The following is a 16,944-nucleotide window of genomic DNA, read 5'->3' as shown; positions in this document are numbered from 1 at the left end:
TGAAGGCAATGTCGTTTTTATCGTTGGCCGGTTTTCCACCGGCCATGTAGTAACTATTGTCGGCTTTTTCGTCACGTCAAGCGGGCTGATGACAAAACAATCAGAGGCTTGCCAAGTTCGGCGCTTCGAGCGATGATTACTGTTCATAAATACAGCATAAGGACAGTCAGGATGGCAGACGAACGTTGCGGTTGGGTGACGGCCGATCCGTTGTATCTCGAGTATCACGACAAGGAATGGGGCGCGCCCACCACCGACGCGCGCGAGCTGTTTGAAATGCTGTGCCTCGAAGGGCAGCAAGCGGGCCTTTCCTGGATCACCGTTCTGAAAAAGCGCGAGAACTACCGCCGCGCTTTCCACGGTTTCGATCCGCAGCGGGTCGCCGCCATGACCGAACAGGACGTGGAAAACCTGCTGCAGGACAGCGGCATCATCCGCCACCGCGGCAAGATAGAAGCCATCATCACCAACGCCAAAGCCTATCTGGCGATGGAGGCGGCCGGTGAGAATTTCGTTACCTTCATTTGGGACTTCGTCGGCGGCCAACCGCAGCTCAACCGCTGGCAGGCGCTGAACCAGGTGCCGGCCAAAACCGAGCAGTCCGACGCCATGTCCAAAGCGCTGAAGAAGCGCGGCTTCAAGTTTATCGGCTCCACCATTTGTTACGCCTTCATGCAGGCCAGCGGGCTGGTGAACGATCATCTGACGGGGTGTATGTGCTACCCAAAGCCACGGTGATCCGCCCCTGTGGCCCGGAGGATATCGAACGGCTGATGGCGCTGTGGCTGCCCAGCACCATCGCCGCCCATCCGTTCGTGGCGGAAAAGTACTGGCGTGAGAGCGCCGCGCTGGTGCGGGAAAACTACCTGCCGCGCGCACAAAGCTGGGCCTGCTGGCATGACGACGAGATCGTCGGCTTTATCAGCGTGTTGGATGAGCAGTTCATCGGCGCCCTGTTTGTCGATCGGGCGTTTCACGGTCGCGGCGTCGCCCAGGCGCTGATGACGCACGTGCAGCAGCGCTACCGCCGGCTCAGCCTGGAGGTGTACCAGCAGAACCTGCGCGCCTGCGCGTTTTACCACAGGCGCGGCTTTCAGATAACACAGCGCCTGTTCAATGAAGAAACCCAGGCCTATACGCTGATCATGAACTGGTCGGCAGTCGAAAATTCAACCCATTAGGCTTAAAAAAGGCGCATCCGCACCCCGGATGCGCACAATTCGGAATCCGCTGCATAGCGCCGCCCGGCGTTTTGCCGCATAACTCCCCCAGCTTTTCCCGCGCTCATCATTTGTCACGTTTTTCTCCGGAACTGCCGGCGAAAGCGCGCGTCATAGGTAGCGCGGCGACGCAGGCTCCCTGCGTCACCCACTTTTTTTGCGTCCCCGTTTTGGGCCGGCGCGTACAGATTCTGATGCCATTAAGGACAAGAACATGAAAAAACGCATTGCAATTATTGCCGGCGCCGTGAGCCTCACGCTCGCGCTGTCGGCCTGTACCACCAACCCTTACACCGGTGAATCCGAAGCCGGCAAATCCGGCATCGGCGCGGGCCTCGGCGCCGCACTGGGCGCCGGTGTCGGCGTGCTGTCCTCTTCCAAGAAAGATCGCGGCAAGGGCGCGCTGATCGGCGCAGCGGCCGGTGCAGCCCTCGGCGGCGGCGCAGGCTATTACATGGACGTGCAGGAAGCCAAACTGCGCGACAAGATGAAAGGCACCGGCGTCAGCGTCACCCGTCAGGGCGACAACATCGTGCTGAACATGCCGAACAACGTGACCTTCGACAGCAGCAGCGCCACGTTGAAACCGGCGGGCGCCAACACCTTGACCGGCGTCGCCATGGTGCTGAAAGAGTATCCGAAAACCGCGGTCAACGTTGTCGGCTACACCGACAGCACCGGCTCCCGCTCGCTCAACATGAACCTGTCGCAGCAGCGCGCCGACGGCGTAGCCAGCGCGCTGATCACCCAGGGCGTGGCGGCGAACCGTATCCGCACCACCGGTGCCGGCCCGGACAACCCGATCGCCTCCAACAGCACCGCGGAAGGCAAGGCGCAAAACCGCCGCGTCGAGATCACCCTCAGCCCGCTGCAGTAATCCCGTGCGGGGCGCCACCGGCGCCCCGCCGCCTCCCTGCGATTTTCTCCTTACCCTTCAACACTCCCGCCCGCACATCGGGTATGGTAGTCTCCTTGGCAATTAACCGCAGGAGGGATCGGCTGTGAGCACAGGCAAGGCAACGCGCGCCTCAGGGCGCGCCACCATCAGCGATGTGGCCAGCATCGCCAAAACCGGCAAGACCAGCGTGTCGCGCTATCTGAATGGTGAACAACACCTGCTTTCCGACGATCTCAAACAGCGCATCGAACAGGCGATCCAGCAGCTCGACTACCGGCCAAGCCAAATGGCGCGCAGCCTGAAGGGCGGCCAGACCCGCCTGATCGGCCTGATCCTCGCCGATATCACCAACCCCTATTCGGTGGACGTGATGCGCGGCATCGAGGCCGCCTGCCGCCAGCACGGCTTTACCTTGCTAGTGTGTAACACCAACAACGAAGTCAATCAGGAACAGCACTACCTGCAGCTGCTCAGCAGTTACCGGGTGGAAGGCATCGTGGTCAACGCGGTCGGCATGCGCGAGGAAGCGTTATCCACACTGCAACAGTCGATGCTGCCAATGGTGCTGATCGACCGCAAAATCCCCGACTTCGCCTGCGACGTGGTGGGCCTGAACAACCGCGAAGCCGCCACCGTCGCCACCGAACACCTGCTGCAACAAGGTTTCGAAGCGATCCTGTTCCTCAGCGAGCCGCTCGGTACGGTCAATACCCGTCTCGAACGCCTGCACGCTTTCAGACATACCATGGCGCAGCACCCCACGCTGTTGGCGGAGCAGGCCGAAACGCCGCTCAACGATCGGCAGAAGCTGGAGCAGGTACTGAGCGATTTCAGCGGCCGCCATCGCGGCATGCGCAAGGCGGTGATCTCCGCCAACGGCGCTCTGACGCTGCAGGTGGCGCGCGCCATGCGCCGGCTCGGCATCCAGTGGGGCAACGACATCGGCCTGCTGGGCTTCGACGAACTGGAGTGGGCGGAGCTGGCGGGCGTCGGCATCACCACGCTAAAACAGCCCACCTACCAAATGGGGCACGCGGCGCTGGAGCGGCTGGTGCAGCGCATTCAGGGCCTGGCCGCCCCCAGCGGCGAGCAGATGTTCTCCGGTGAGCTGATCGTCCGCGGCTCCACCACCCGCTAACCCACCCTCTCCGGGGCCGTTGCTCGCCCCGCCCTCATCGGCTGTTTTTTGCTCAGCTTCGTGATTGCGATCATATTTTTACACTCTCTCGCTTTTCGCTGGAACCGGTTCCATTTAACGTACCGGTAACAGCAGCGGCGGCGACTATGCCGCCTCAGGAGTCAAAATGAAAACAGAAATCATCGTGGTCACCGGCGCCTACGGCACCGATACCGTCAAACAACACGGCGGCCAGCGCGCGCTGTTACCCATCATCGCCGGAGCAGGCGCCGACGGGGTGGAAATCCGCCGCGAACTGTTCGCCGCCGGCGAATTGGACAGCCTGCCGGCCCTGGCGCAAGAGATTGAACGCCAACAGCTGTTCGCCGTCTACTCCGCCCCTGAGGCGCTGTTCACCCCGCAACATACGCTGAACCCCAACCTGCCGGCGCTGCTGGCAGAAGCACAGGCGCTGAACGCGCGCCAGCTGAAACTGTCCCTCGGCCATTTCCGCCCCGGCTTCGATTTTACCGAGCTGAAAGTGGCGCTGGAGCAACACCCGGTCAAACTGGTGGTCGAAAACGATCAGACGCCGGACTGCGGCATTTTGTCGATGCTGAACGCCTTTTTCCACGCCGCGGAAGATAGCCACCTGCCGGTCAGCATGACCTTCGATATGGCCAACTGGCTGTGGGTGGGGCAAGACGCCTTCGCCGCCGCCGAGCGCCTGGCCCGCCACGTCGGTTACGTGCACGTCAAAGCCGCCACCCAAGGCCCGCGCGGCTGGCGCGCCGTCGCGCTGGACGATACCGACGGCAGCTGGCGCGATCTGCTGGCCCGCCTGCCGCACGATGCGCCGCGCGGCATCGAATTCCCGTTGCAGGGCGATGATCTGGAAGCCGTCACCCGCCATTACGTCAATATTTTGCGTGCGGAGTAACCCCATGATGACAACGTTAACGGCAACGACGGCGCAGCAGGCGCCCCTGGATGTGGTCACGCTGGGCGAAGCCATGGCGATGTTCGTGGCGGCGCAAACCGGCGATTTGGCGGAAGTGGAAACCTTCACCAAACGCATCGCCGGCGCCGAATTGAACGTGGCGATCGGCTTGGCGCGTCTGGGCATGAACGTCGGCTGGGTCAGCCGCGTCGGCAACGATTCGTTCGGCCGCTTCACCCTGCAGCAGCTGAAAAAAGAAGGCATCAACTACCGGCAGGTGACGGTCGACGGCCACTATCCCACCGGTTTTCAGGTGAAATCCAAAACCACCGATGGTACCGATCCCAGCGTGGAATACTTCCGCAAAGGCTCGGCGGCCAGCCACCTGTCGGTCGCCGATTTCGACCGTGAGTATTTCGGTTCCGCGCGCCACCTGCACCTGAGCGGCGTGGCGGCGGCGCTGTCCAGCCAGTCGCTGGCGCTGTGCCACCATGCGGCGCGCGAGATGCGCGCCATGGGCAAAACCATTTCGTTCGACCCCAACCTGCGCCCGGTGCTGTGGCCCAGCCGCGAGGTGATGATCGAGCAGCTGAACCAGCTGGCGTTCGCCGCCGACTGGGTGCTGCCGGGGCTGAAAGAGGGGCAGATCCTCACCGGCCAATCGACGCCGGAAGGCATCGCCGATTTCTATCTGGAACACGGCGTGCAGGCGGTGATCATCAAAACCGGCCCGGACGGCGCCTGGTTTAAAACCGCCGCCGGCGACAAGGCGGCAGTGGCCGCGGTCAAGGTCGACAACGTGGTGGATACCGTCGGCGCCGGTGACGGCTTTGCCGTCGGCACCCTCAGCGCCCTGCTGGAAGGTAAAACGCTGATACAGGCGGTGCAGCGCGGCAACAAAATCGGCTCGCTGGCGATCCAGGCCATCGGCGACAGCGAAGGCCTGCCAACCCGCGCGGCGCTGGCCGAATAACAATAAAAAAAACGACTTCTCCGCATGACGTCAGCCTCTGGCCCTACAACCGGGACGCGTCGGGAGAGCATCTGCCCCGTCGTCTTGCATGCCCAGCGTGCCGGGCGAAGGGGATGCAACACCACTGAAGGATACTGAACATGAACAAAGCGACTGTCGCGGCCAAACGCTGGTGGTACATCATGCCCATCGTGTTTATCACCTACAGCCTGGCCTATCTCGATCGCGCCAACTTCAGCTTCGCCTCTGCCGCCGGCATCAATGAAGATCTCGGCATCACCAAAGGCATGGCCTCGCTGCTGGGCGCGCTGTTTTTCCTCGGTTATTTCTTCTTCCAAATTCCCGGCGCCATCTACGCCGAACGCCGCAGCGTCAAGAAATTGATCTTCTGGTGCCTGATCCTGTGGGGCGGCTGCGCCTCGCTGACCGGCGTGGTCAGCAATATCCCGATGCTGGCCGCCATCCGCTTTATCCTCGGCGTGGTGGAAGCGGCGGTGATGCCGGCAATGCTGATCTACATCAGCAACTGGTTCACCAAATCGGAGCGCTCACGCGCCAATACCTTCCTGATCCTCGGCAACCCAGTGACGGTGCTGTGGATGTCGGTGGTGTCCGGCTACCTGATCCACGCCTTCGGCTGGCGTGAAATGTTCATCATCGAGGGCATTCCGGCGGTTATCTGGGCGTTCTGTTGGTGGGTGCTGGCGAAAGACAAACCGGCGCAGGCCGGCTGGCTGAGCGCCGAGGAGAAACAGGCGCTGCAACAGCAGCTGGACGAAGAGCAGAAAGGCATCAAGGCCGTGCGCAACTACGGCGAAGCCTTCCGTTCGCGCAACGTGATCCTGCTGTGCGTGCAGTATTTCGCCTGGAGCATCGGCGTGTACGGCTTCGTGCTGTGGCTGCCTTCCATCCTGCGCAGCGGCATGCAGATGGGCATGGTGGAAGCCGGCTGGCTGTCCGCGGTGCCTTACCTGGCGGCGACCATCGCCATGATCGTGGTCTCCTGGGCGTCGGACAAAATGCAAAACCGCAAGCTGTTCGTCTGGCCGCTGCTGCTGATCGGCGCGCTGGCGTTCTTCGGCTCTTACGCCGTCGGCACCAACCACTTCTGGATCTCCTACGGCCTGCTGGTGGTCGCCGGCGCCGCGATGTACGCCCCCTACGGGCCGTTCTTCGCCATCATTCCGGAAATGCTGCCGAAAAACGTTGCCGGGGGCGCCATGGCGCTGATCAACAGCATGGGCGCGCTGGGGTCGTTCTTCGGTTCGTGGTTCGTAGGCTATCTGAATGGCGCCACAGGCAGCCCGGCGGCCTCTTACATGTTTATGGCCATCGCACTGGTGGTGGCGGTGGTGCTGACGCTGATCGTCAAACCCGCCCGCAACGAGATCCAGCCGCAATTGGCTTGATCCGGTTATACTTTCTCTCTGTTAACCCAACCGGGGGGGCGCCATGCCCCCTTTGGCCCAGCTGGAGTTCGTGATGAAGCCTTCTATCGTATTGTACAAAAGCCTGCCCGCCGATCTGCATGAACGTCTGGAACAGCACTTCACCGTGCACGCCTTCAACGGCCTGCAGCCGGAGAACCGCGACGAACTGCGCCAGGCGCTGCAGCAGGCCGAAGGGATCATCGGTTCCGGCGGTAAAATTGACGAAGCCTTCCTGCAGCAGACGCCCAAACTGCGCGCGGCCTCGACCGTTTCCGTCGGCTACGACAACTTCGACGTCGAGGCGCTCAACGCCCATAACGTGCTGCTGATGCACACCCCGACGGTGCTGACCGAAACCGTCGCCGACACCATCATGAGCCTGGTACTGGCCACCGCGCGCCGGGTGGTGGAAGTGGCGGAGCGGGTGAAGGCCGGCGAATGGCGCGGCAGCATCGGGCCGGACTGGTTCGGCGTCGACGTGCACCATAAAACCATCGGTATCCTCGGCATGGGGCGTATCGGCCTGGCGCTGGCGCAGCGCGCGCATTTCGGCTTCGGCATGCCGGTGCTGTACAACGCCCGCCGTATGCACGAAGAAGCGGAGCAGCGCTTTAACGCGCGCCGCTGCGATCTGGATACCCTGCTGGCCGAGTCGGATTTCGTGTGCATCACGCTGCCGCTGACCGAACAAACCTTCCACATGATCGGCCGCGATCAGCTGGCGAAAATGAAGAAAAGCGGCATTCTGATCAACGCTGGCCGCGGGCCGGTGGTGGATGAGCAGGCGCTGATCGAAGCGCTGCAAAACGGCGTGATCCACGCCGCCGGGTTGGACGTGTTCGAGAAAGAGCCGCTGCCGGCCAACTCGCCGCTGCTCAGCATGCCGAACGTGGTGGCGTTGCCGCACATCGGCTCCGCCACCCATGAAACGCGCTACGGCATGGCCGCCTGCGCGGTGGATAACCTGATCGCCGCGCTGACCGGCACGGTGAAAGAAAACTGCGTCAACCCGCAGCTGTTGCGGAAATAACTCAGCGCGGCCGGTGGTCTGCAGATAACCGGCCGTGTTGCTCTTCCTGCTGCGGCGCGAACAGCGCCTGCAGCTGATGTTCTTCGGCGAAGCGCTGCAATTCGGCATCCTGAATTGCCTGAACGATCTCTTCTCGCCAGTTTTTGTCCGTCATCGCTAACCTCCTTTGATGTTCATCGTTTAATCTGCCGCAGCGCGTGCGCAAAGCCAAGCCGAATCAATCCGAAAACGCTCCGCCCTTCCTCTCCTCCCCGAAAAACCCCCGCAGGGAGGAGGCCATTTTTTCACCGTTTGCCACACTGGGCGCTACCCTGAGAAAAAACGCTTCCTGCCGCGCGTAAGGAGAGCCATGAAACGGTTACCTCTGCCCTTGTTGATACTGCTGTCGCCTTCGGCGCTGGCCGGCTGGACGCTGCCGGGTTTCCCGGCCTTCGACGAAACTGCCGCCGGGCTGTTCGCCAGCCAGGCCGCGCTGCCCAAAGGCCAGCTGCCGCTGCGGCTGTATCAGGATAATCACTGCTGGCAGCCGGCCGAGGCGGTGAAACTTAACCAGACGCTGTCGCTGCAGCCCTGCGGCACTCATCCGCCGGTCAACTGGCGGCAGTTCCGCGCCGGCGACTATCAGGTGCGCATCGACACGCGCAGCGGCACGCCGACGCTGCAGCTCAGCCTGCACAGCGCGCCGGAAAGTGCCACCGTTGCCGTCCGCAGCTGCCCGCGCTGGGACGGCAAGCCGGTCACGGTCGACGTCGCCTCCACTTTCGCCGAAGGCGAAACGCTGCGCGATTTCTATTCCGGCCAAACGGCGCAGGTGAGCCAGGGGAAAATCACGCTGCAGCCCGCCGCCGCCAGCGGCGGTTTGTTGCTGCTGGAATCCGCCGCCACGGCGAAACCGGCGGCGTTCAGCTGGCATAACGCCACGGTCTACTTCGTGCTGACCGATCGCTTTGAAAACGGCAATCCGGCCAATGACCACAGCTACGGGCGCCGCAGCGACGGCCTGCAGGAAATAGGCACCTTTCACGGCGGCGATTTGGCCGGCCTGACGCAGAAGCTGGATTATCTGCAGCAGCTGGGCGTCAACGCCTTATGGATCAGCTCGCCGCTGGAGCAGATCCACGGCTGGGTTGGCGGCGGCACCAAAGGTGATTTCCCGCATTACGCCTATCACGGCTATTACGCGCTGGACTGGACTCGCCTCGACGCCAACATGGGCACCGAACAGGCGCTGCGCACACTGGTCGAGCAGGCGCATCGGCGCGGCATTCGTATTCTGTTCGACGTGGTGGTGAACCACGTCGGCTACGCCACGCTGGCGGATATGCAGGCGTTCCACTTCGGCTCGCTGTATCTGCAAGGCGCGGAGGTGGAGAAAACCCTGGGGAAAAACTGGGGCGACTGGCGCCCCGGGCCAGGGCAAAACTGGCACAGCTTCAACGACTACATCAACTTCAGCGACAAGGCGGGCTGGCGCCAATGGTGGGGGAAAAACTGGATCCGCACCGACATCGGCGACTATGGCTCGCCGGGCTATGACGATCTGACGATGTCGCTGGCCTTCCTGCCGGACATCAAAACCGAAGCGACCGGCGCCAGCGGCCTGCCGCTGTTCTACCGCCACAAGCCCGACACCGCCGCACACGACATGCCCGGCGCCACTACCCGCGATTACCTGACCGTCTGGCTCAGCCAGTGGGTGCGCGATTACGGCATCGACGGTTTCCGCGTCGACACCGCCAAGCACGTGGAAAAACCGACGCTGGCGCTGTTGAAACAGCGTGCCACGGCGGCATTGGCGGCGTGGAAAGCGGAGCATCCGCAACAGGCGCTGGATGATGCGCCGTTTTGGATGACCGGCGAGGCCTGGGGCCACGGGGTGATGAAAAGCGATTATTACCAAAACGGCTTCGACGCGATGATCAACTTCGATTTCCAGGATCAGGCGTCGCAGGCGTTGGGCTGCTTTGCCGATATCGACGCCACCTACCGGCAGATGGCCGAACGGCTGCAGGATTTCAACGTACTGAGCTACCTCTCTTCGCACGACACCCGGCTGTTCTTCGCCAGCGACGCCAAAGGCTCGCTGCCGCTGCAACAGCGGGCGGCGAACCTGTTGTTGCTGGCACCGGGCGCGGTGCAGATTTACTACGGCGATGAAAGCGGCCGTCCGCTCGGCCCAGCCGGTTCCGATCCACTGCAGGGTACCCGCTCCGACATGAACTGGCGTGAGCTGCAGGGAGAAAAAGCCCCGCTGCTGGCCCACTGGCAGCGGTTGGGGCAGTTCCGCGCTCGCCATCCGGCGATCGGCGGCGGCGTGCAAACCCCGCAGCCGGGCGCCGCCTACTATGCCTTCAGCCGCCGGCTCGGCGACGATAAGGTGATGGTGGTATGGGCCGGCGAACGGTCACAATAATCTAGCGTAATATGCTGAAAATTGGCCAAGGAGAGAAATTTGTGCCCACTGGTCGATTTGTCGGCCGCATTGCAGCGGGATTTGTCTGGCGGTATGGTGGGCGATTACCTGCTAAGAAACAGTACTGCTACACCTATGACTTTCTCACTTTTCGGCGAAAAATTTACCCGTTATGCGGGCATTACCCGTTTGATGGACGACCTGAACGAAGGCCTGCGCACCCCCGGTGCCATCATGCTCGGCGGCGGCAACCCGGCGCAGATCCCTGAGATGGAAGCCTACTTCAAACAGCTGTGCCAGGAGATGCTCGACCAGGGCAAACTGACCGAAGCGCTGTGCAACTACGACGGCCCGCAAGGCAAGGACGCGTTGCTGAAAGCGCTGGCCAATCTGCTGCGCGACGAGCTCGGCTGGGAGATTTCGCCACAGAATATTGCACTGACTAACGGCAGCCAAAGCGCGTTTTTCTACTTGTTCAACCTGTTCGCCGGCCGCTACGCCGACGGTTCGCGTCGCCGCGTGCTGTTCCCGTTGGCGCCGGAATATATCGGCTATGCCGACGCCGGGCTGGACGAAGGGCTGTTCGTCTCCGCCAAACCGAACATCGAGCTGCTGCCGGACGGTCAGTTCAAGTATCACGTTGATTTCGAACACCTCACTATCGGCGACGACATCGGTATGATCTGCGTTTCACGGCCGACCAACCCGACCGGCAACGTGATCACCGACGAAGAGCTGATGAAGCTCGACCTGCTGGCGCAGCAGCGCGATATTCCGCTGGTGATCGACAACGCCTACGGCGTGCCGTTTCCCGGCATCATCTTCAGCGACGCCACGCCGCTGTGGAACCCGAACACCATCCTGTGCATGAGCCTGTCCAAGCTCGGCCTGCCGGGCTCACGCTGCGGTATCGTGATCGCCGACGAGAAGGTGATCACCGCGCTGACCAACATGAACGGCATCATCAGCCTGTCGCCGGGCAGCATGGGGCCGGCGATGGCGACGGAAATGATCGCGCGCGGCGATCTGCTGCGCTTGTCGAACGAGGTAATTCGCCCGTTCTACAAACAGCGCGTCGAGCACACCATCGAGATTATTCGCCGTTACCTGTCGCCGGAGCGCTGCCTGATCCACAAACCGGAAGGGGCTATCTTCCTCTGGCTGTGGTTCAAAGATCTGCCGATCACCACCGAGGTGCTGTATCAGCGCCTGAAAAAACGCGGCGTGCTGATGGTGCCGGGCCACTACTTCTTCCCGGGGCTGGAGCACGACTGGCCGCACACCCACCAGTGCATGCGCATGAACTACGTGCCCGACCCGGAGAAAATCGAGCGCGGCGTGGCGATCCTGGCGGAAGAGATCGAACGCGCGCATCAGGAAGGCTAACGCCAGCTGATTGAAAATCGACCGATAAAGATATACGATGCATATATCGTATATCTTTTTGGGGAGGGCTAGCGATGACTCGCATCGTGATCGATTTACCTGAGGAAGACCTGCGGCAGCTCGACAATCTGAAAAATATCCGCCACGTTCCCCGGGCCGAAATCATCCGTCAGGCCGTATCCCGTTATCTGACGGAGAACCACGTTGAAGATCCCAGCAGTGCTTTCGGGCTCTGGTCCGGGGCGATGGGCGATGGCGTAGACTACGAAAATCGTCAGCGCGAGGAGTGGGAATAATGGTGGCTCAACGGGCGTTATTCGACACCAATATCCTGATCGATTATCTCAACGGCATTCCTCAAGCCAAAGACGTTCTGACCGAATACCACATCAACCCGGCTATTAGCGCCATCACCTGGATGGAAGTGATGGTGGGTGCCAAAAAGCAGGGGCCGTCGCTGGAGCTGAAAACGCGCCAGTTTTTAGGGCAATTCCTGCTGCTGCCTATTACCGATGAAGTTGCCGAACGCGCCGTAGAACTGCGCCACTCACAGCATGTGAAGCTGCCGGACGCCATTATCTGGGCCACCGCGCAGGTGGGGTTCCGGACGCTCATCTCCCGCAACCCCAAAGATTTTGGCACTGACAACGGCGTGTTAATGCCTTACCGGCTGTAGTCGGGCAGCGCTACAGCGTCCAGAACAGCACCGCCAGCAGCTGCGGCGACATGATGCGCAGGAACATCGCCAGCGGATACACGGTGGCGTAAGACAGCGCGGCGGCGCCGCTGGTGGGATGCAGGCCGTTGGCGAAGGCCAGCGCCGGCGGATCGGTCATCGATCCCGCCAACATGCCGGACAGCGTCAGGTAGTTCATCTTGCCCATCGTGCGCGCCAGAATACCGACGCTCAGCAGCGGAATGGCGGTGATCAGCGCGCCGTACCCGACCCACGTCAGCCCCTCGCCGTGCAACAACGTATCGATGAAGTTGCCGCCCGACTTCAATCCGACCACCGCCAGAAACAGCACGATGCCCAGTTCGCGCAGCGCCAGGTTGGCGCTCGGCGGCATAAACCAATACAGCTTGCCGATGCTGCCGATGCGCCCCAGGATCAGCGCCGCCACCAGCGGCCCGCCGGCCAACCCCAGCCGCAATGCCGCCGGGAAGCCCGGCACGAACAGCGGAATGGAGCCGAGCAGCACCCCGAGGCCGATGCCGATAAAGACCGGCAGCATCTGCACCTGCTGCAGTTTTTGTTGGGCATTACCGACGATTGCCGTCACCGCGTCGATGGCCTCCGGCCGGCCGACCAGGTTGAGAATGTCGCCGAACTGCAGCGTCACGTTGCTGCCGGCCACCAGCTCCACGCCGGCGCGGTTGAGGCGTGAAATCACCACGTCATATTTCTGCTTCAGGTTCAGATCGCGGATTTTCTTGCCCAGCACCTGCTCGTTGGTCACCACCGCCCTCACCACCTGCAGCGCGGTGCCGCGCGTCGACAGCGAGGCGTCCACCTCTTCGCCGATCACCAGCCGGGCATTTTCCAGATCTTCGCGTTTGCCCACCAGGTGCAGGTAGTCGCCAAGCTCCAGCCGCTCGTGCGGCGCAGGTACCATCAGCAACTCCCCGCGCTTGAGGCGCGAACAGACGATCGCTTCACCGTTGAGCAGCGGCACGCTTTTGATCGCCATACCCTGCAGATTGGGGTTGCGCACCGCCACGTTCATGGCGTGCAGCAGCTCACGCTGATTGCCCAGGCCGTTTTCAAACGCCTGCGCCTCGCGCTCGATATTGATGCGGAAAAACAGCCGGATCAGCCACATCACCAGCAGAATGCCACATATACCGAACGGATAGGCCATGGCGTAGCCCATCCCCATCCCGTCCACCAACGCCGGATCGGAACCGAGATCGGTCAGGATTTGTTGACCGGCACCCAGCGCCGGGGTGTTGGTGACCGCGCCAGAGAACACGCCGAGGATGATCGGCAGCGGCACGTCGAACAGCTTGTGCACCGCCGCCGCCACGACGCCGCCGGTCAGCACCAGCAGCACCGCGAAAGCGTTGAGGCGCAGACCTGAGACGCGCAGCGAAGAGAAGAAACCGGGGCCGACCTGAATACCGATGGTGTAGACGAACAGGATCAGGCCGAACTCCTGGATAAAGTGCAGCATGTCCCCGTTCAGGCTGATTTGCCCGCTCTGGGCGAAGTGACCGACCAGGATACCGCCGAACAGCACGCCGCCGATGCCCAGCCCGACGCCGTACAGCTTCCAGTTCCCCATCCACAGCCCAATGACGGCCGCCAGCGCCAACATGCTGACGGTCAGGGCGATATCGCTCATAGGTCACATCCTTGCCAAAGTTGAATCGGGAATTTGCGGCCAAAGACACACAATTAACAAGGATTATGACATCGGACTGTCGGGGGGACTGTGGCGTGCGCCACATAACGCAACGGGGGAGACCCGTCTGGATCTCCCCCGCATGATGATGACCGTTTTTCAGTCGGTTATTTGGCTTCCAGCTCCGGCGTCGCGCCGATGGCGATGCGCTGCGGCTGCAAGGCTTCCGGCACCTGACGCACCAGATCGATGTGCAACAGGCCGTTTTCAAATTTGGCCTCGGACACCTGCAGATGCTCCGCCAGGGTGAAGGTCAGCTGGAACTCTTTGCACACCAGGCCTTGATGCAGGTATTCGACCTGTTTTTCCGGCGGCGTAGGTTTACCGCTGACGGTCAACCGCGGCCCTTCCACCTCGATATTCAGTTCGCTCTGCCGGAAACCGGCCAGCGCCAGAGAAATGCGGTAGTGATTGTCATCGCTTTTCTCGATGTTGTACGGTGGGAACCCTTGGGGTTCCTGGCCACCCATTGAACTGGCCAATTTATCAAAACCAATCCACTGACGCAGAAGTGGGGATAAATCGTAATTACGCATAGGAACAACTCCTTTCATTAAGCGAGATGTGTTTATTCAGCCCCCTGACGGCAGGCTAGGTATTATTTGCCGGCAGCGTACCTGCCGGCGAAACGGAAATTTATTTAATTTCGATGCGGCGCGGTTTTAATGTTTCCGGCACGATGCGTTGCATGTCGATATACAACAGGCCATTCTCCAGTTTGGCGCCTTTAATTTGAATATGTTCGGCCAGCTGGAATTTACGCTCGAAATTACGCTCGGCGATGCCCTGGTATAAATAGGTTTTTTCTGCCGGTTCGTTATTGTGCGCCCCGCGCACGATCAGCAGATTATCTTGCGTGGTGATCTCCAGCTCCTGCTCGGCAAACCCGGCTACCGCGATGGCGATGCGATAATGATTTTCGTCCACCAGCTCGACATTATAAGGCGGATAACCGCCGTTGCCCTGACTCTGACCGGCTTCCAGCGCGTTGAACAAGCGATCGAAACCAATGGCGGAACGGTATAGCGGGGAAAGATCAAAATTACGCATAAAACAGCCTCCTAAGGCACTTCAGCGAGGTTGAAATAAATACGCCTTCCACTCTGGACAGGCTAATTAAGCCAGAATTCCCTTACGGCGAATTCTCAATTCGGCTCTGATGATAAAATGGGGGTTGATTTCATCAATTCAACAGGCGAGGATCAAAAAAACTTCGCACCGATTAGGCGAAAGTTTTTTTACCACTTACACTAAAGTGAGAGAGCCGCCACAGAGCGGGATTTTGCTTCTTTAAAAGCAGCAACAGGATGTTATAAATCAGCTTAATTTAGGGGAACAGCAACCCTGCAGGATGGATTAATGACGACGATGAAAGCGATAGCGACGGGCTGCATGTTGTTGGCGACCAGCGGTTGCTCCAGCGTGATGAGCCATACCGGCCCGAATCAGGGTTACTATCCCGGCACCCGCGCCAGCGTGGACATGCTGAAGGACGACAACACCAGTTGGGCAATGATGCCGCTGGTGGCGCTGGATCTGCCGTTCTCCGCGGTGATGGACACCGTACTGCTGCCTTACGACTATCTGCGTTCCGGCAACGACGCCACCGCAGACTCGCCAAAAGCGCGCATCCTGCGCAGCGAGCAGCAGAATCTGGCGGCAACCGGCAATCCCGGCGAAGGCAACGACAGCACCGCCACCCACTAATCACGCACGCAGCGGGCCGCCAGGCCCGCCTTACACCTCAACCACAAAGATCTGGTTGAACCCCGCTATCTCGCGCATAAACGCCACTTTCTTGCCATCCGGTGAAAACACCACGGCATCCCCCGACGGCGGCTGCACGCTGCGCTGCGTTAAACGCTGCAGGCGGCCGCCGGCGATCTCACACAGCATCACGCTGTTGTCACACACCAAGGCTATCGTCCCGCCCTGCGGGTGCCAGCTGAACGCCGACTGGATGTCATGCTCGCTGCGGCTCACCTGGCGCGGCTCCCCGCCGTTCGGCGATACCGTCCACAGCTGCACCACGCCGCCGTCGTCCTTCATCAGAAAAGCGATCTGGCTGCCGTCCGGCGAGCTGCGCAGCCAGTGGCGCGGCGCGCCGGCCACGCCCGGAAAACGACGATCGCCGGTAAAGGTCACTCGCCGCTGCCTGACGCCGTGCGGCGGTGCCGGCAGCTCGCTTTCCGTCCCCTGCAGCGGCAAAGCGCCCGCCCTGGCGTAATCGGCATCGTTCTCCGGCAGATCGACGATAAACACCTCCGGCAGCTTCACGCCGGCAGCGGACAGCGTATCGCCGATGAATGCCAGCGCCCAGCGCTGCCGGCTGCCGTCGGCCTTACGGTAGCCTTCGCGGCCGATCCAGCCTTCTTCGTAGGCGCGATTGATCTGATCGCTGCCCGGCTGCGGCTGCGGCACCGTCTCGCTGACCAGCACGCAATAGTGGCTGCCGTCATACTCGCGCGGATGTTGTTTCGGCGGATTGACTCCGTGCAGCGGCACGGCCACCCCGACGTTGCGCAGATCGCGCGCCGGGTCGTGTTCATGCATGACGTGATCGTTGTAGGTAAAGCTGAGGCGGCTGCCGTCCGGACTGAAAACGTGCACATGGCTGCCGCCGCGCAGCGCGCCGGGCGTATAGGGGGCGGTGATATCCAGCGCGTCGAGGGTGATGGCCAACTCGCGATCCGGTTCGCTGACGATCACCCCGCGGCGGTGGTGAAAATCATACTGCCAGGCGCTGTCCGGGTGCTCCGGGCCGTGGATAAAAGCATAACGCGCCGGCGCATCGGGGCTGACCGTGACCACGCCGACGTGGGCGCCGTGCTGGGCGCGATAAACCACCTCCACCGCGCCGCTGGCGACGTTGACCCGCTCGATGCTCAGACCGGTGAAAGAGGCGCCGCGCGGACGCACGTCATAAGCCAGCCATTGGCTGTCCGGCGTCCAGACGTTGATATTGGTTAACTGATGCCCGCGAGGGTCGAAAGTCAGTTGTTTTTCCCGATGGCTCATGGCGGTTCTCCTGCGCATGCCGGCACTGAGTCGCCATCTTACCGGATCGGCGACAGCGTTTCACATGGCCTGCGAGGGTAAGGCCGGAGGATTTTTCGGTTCGAAATGACGCAA

Annotated in this window: 18 protein-coding genes; 13 read left to right on the top strand and 5 right to left on the bottom strand. The window is 61.5% G+C overall.

Annotation, left to right across the window (positions count from 1 at the left end; translation table 11 throughout):
- Positions 1-171 precede the first annotated feature (171 nt).
- The 8 genes from QDT79_RS04575 to ghrB all read left to right on the top strand — a co-directional run bounded on the left by QDT79_RS04575 (position 172) and on the right by ghrB (position 7,608).
- Entirely contained in the window at positions 172-738 is a 567-nt protein-coding gene (locus tag QDT79_RS04575; RefSeq protein ID WP_033631404.1) for a DNA-3-methyladenine glycosylase I, read from the top strand.
- Entirely contained in the window at positions 735-1,181 is a 447-nt protein-coding gene (locus tag QDT79_RS04570; protein WP_063989158.1) for an N-acetyltransferase, read from the top strand. Before QDT79_RS04575 ends, QDT79_RS04570 begins: the two co-directional genes overlap by 4 nt.
- A gap of 253 nt (positions 1,182-1,434) precedes the next feature.
- Positions 1,435-2,097: an OmpA family lipoprotein gene (locus tag QDT79_RS04565; protein ID WP_033631402.1), complete on the top strand. Its 663-nt coding sequence runs from the start codon at positions 1,435-1,437 to the stop codon at positions 2,095-2,097.
- A gap of 124 nt (positions 2,098-2,221) precedes the next feature.
- A complete protein-coding gene (locus tag QDT79_RS04560) occupies positions 2,222-3,256 on the top strand; it encodes a LacI family DNA-binding transcriptional regulator (protein WP_063989159.1) in 1,035 nt (344 codons plus the stop codon).
- 166 nt (positions 3,257-3,422) lie between these two features.
- The gene (locus tag QDT79_RS04555; protein WP_049200595.1) at positions 3,423-4,175 is read left to right on the top strand and encodes a sugar phosphate isomerase/epimerase family protein; all 753 of its coding nucleotides are present in this window, start codon (positions 3,423-3,425) and stop codon (positions 4,173-4,175) included.
- Between the two features lie 7 nt (positions 4,176-4,182).
- Complete coding sequence (locus QDT79_RS04550) at positions 4,183-5,148, top strand: sugar kinase (RefSeq protein ID WP_308317173.1); 966 nt, start codon at positions 4,183-4,185, stop codon at positions 5,146-5,148.
- Positions 5,149-5,288: 140 nt separating this feature from the next.
- On the top strand, positions 5,289-6,557 hold the full coding sequence (locus QDT79_RS04545; RefSeq protein ID WP_055317378.1) for an MFS transporter: 1,269 nt from the start codon (positions 5,289-5,291) through the stop codon (positions 6,555-6,557).
- Between the two features lie 73 nt (positions 6,558-6,630).
- Positions 6,631-7,608, top strand: coding sequence for a glyoxylate/hydroxypyruvate reductase GhrB (gene ghrB, locus QDT79_RS04540; protein WP_308317172.1), 978 nt, complete (start codon positions 6,631-6,633; stop codon positions 7,606-7,608).
- Between the two features lies 1 nt (position 7,609).
- On the opposite strand, the gene QDT79_RS04535 is transcribed toward ghrB, so the two are convergent.
- Positions 7,610-7,762, bottom strand: coding sequence for a hypothetical protein (locus QDT79_RS04535; RefSeq protein ID WP_165384406.1), 153 nt, complete (start codon positions 7,760-7,762; stop codon positions 7,610-7,612).
- A 195-nt stretch (positions 7,763-7,957) separates the two neighbouring features.
- Between QDT79_RS04535 and QDT79_RS04530 the strand changes: the two genes are divergently transcribed.
- The 4 genes from QDT79_RS04530 (at position 7,958) to QDT79_RS04515 (ending at position 12,083) form a co-directional block, all read left to right on the top strand.
- Entirely contained in the window at positions 7,958-10,021 is a 2,064-nt protein-coding gene (locus QDT79_RS04530; protein WP_308316230.1) for an alpha-amylase, read from the top strand.
- 135 nt (positions 10,022-10,156) lie between these two features.
- Positions 10,157-11,407, top strand: a complete 1,251-nt coding sequence (locus QDT79_RS04525; protein WP_004933935.1) for a valine--pyruvate transaminase — start codon at positions 10,157-10,159, stop codon at positions 11,405-11,407.
- A 74-nt stretch (positions 11,408-11,481) separates the two neighbouring features.
- Positions 11,482-11,703 (top strand): ribbon-helix-helix domain-containing protein, encoded by a 222-nt coding sequence (locus tag QDT79_RS04520; protein WP_063989162.1) that lies wholly within the window; start codon positions 11,482-11,484, stop codon positions 11,701-11,703.
- A complete protein-coding gene (locus QDT79_RS04515; RefSeq protein WP_063989163.1) occupies positions 11,703-12,083 on the top strand; it encodes a type II toxin-antitoxin system VapC family toxin in 381 nt (126 codons plus the stop codon). Before QDT79_RS04520 ends, QDT79_RS04515 begins: the two co-directional genes overlap by 1 nt.
- Positions 12,084-12,093: 10 nt before the next feature.
- On the opposite strand, the gene QDT79_RS04510 is transcribed toward QDT79_RS04515, so the two are convergent.
- From QDT79_RS04510 to ibpA, 3 genes are all read right to left on the bottom strand, one after another.
- Positions 12,094-13,752, bottom strand: coding sequence for a putative transporter (locus tag QDT79_RS04510; protein ID WP_107227533.1), 1,659 nt, complete (start codon positions 13,750-13,752; stop codon positions 12,094-12,096).
- A gap of 167 nt (positions 13,753-13,919) precedes the next feature.
- Positions 13,920-14,348, bottom strand: a complete 429-nt coding sequence (gene ibpB / locus QDT79_RS04505; protein ID WP_004933922.1) for a small heat shock chaperone IbpB — start codon at positions 14,346-14,348, stop codon at positions 13,920-13,922.
- A gap of 100 nt (positions 14,349-14,448) precedes the next feature.
- Positions 14,449-14,862, bottom strand: coding sequence for a small heat shock chaperone IbpA (gene ibpA / locus QDT79_RS04500; protein WP_004933919.1), 414 nt, complete (start codon positions 14,860-14,862; stop codon positions 14,449-14,451).
- Positions 14,863-15,171: 309 nt separating this feature from the next.
- Here ibpA and QDT79_RS04495 point away from each other — a divergent pair, with 309 nt between their 5' ends.
- Positions 15,172-15,519 carry a YceK/YidQ family lipoprotein gene (locus QDT79_RS04495; RefSeq protein WP_016929593.1) on the top strand — a complete coding sequence of 116 codons (348 nt, stop codon included), beginning with the start codon at positions 15,172-15,174 and terminating at the stop codon, positions 15,517-15,519.
- Between the two features lie 30 nt (positions 15,520-15,549).
- Here QDT79_RS04495 and QDT79_RS04490 read toward each other — a convergent pair whose 3' ends face one another.
- Positions 15,550-16,830 (bottom strand): YidR family protein, encoded by a 1,281-nt coding sequence (locus QDT79_RS04490; protein WP_308316229.1) that lies wholly within the window; start codon positions 16,828-16,830, stop codon positions 15,550-15,552.
- Between the last annotated feature and the right edge of the window lie 114 nt (positions 16,831-16,944).

The sequence above is a fragment of the Serratia marcescens genome (assembly GCF_029846115.1).
Taxonomy (GTDB): domain Bacteria; phylum Pseudomonadota; class Gammaproteobacteria; order Enterobacterales; family Enterobacteriaceae; genus Serratia; species Serratia marcescens_L.
Note: the sequence above shows the minus strand (reverse complement) of the source record. Positions and strands in the feature narration are given on the sequence as shown.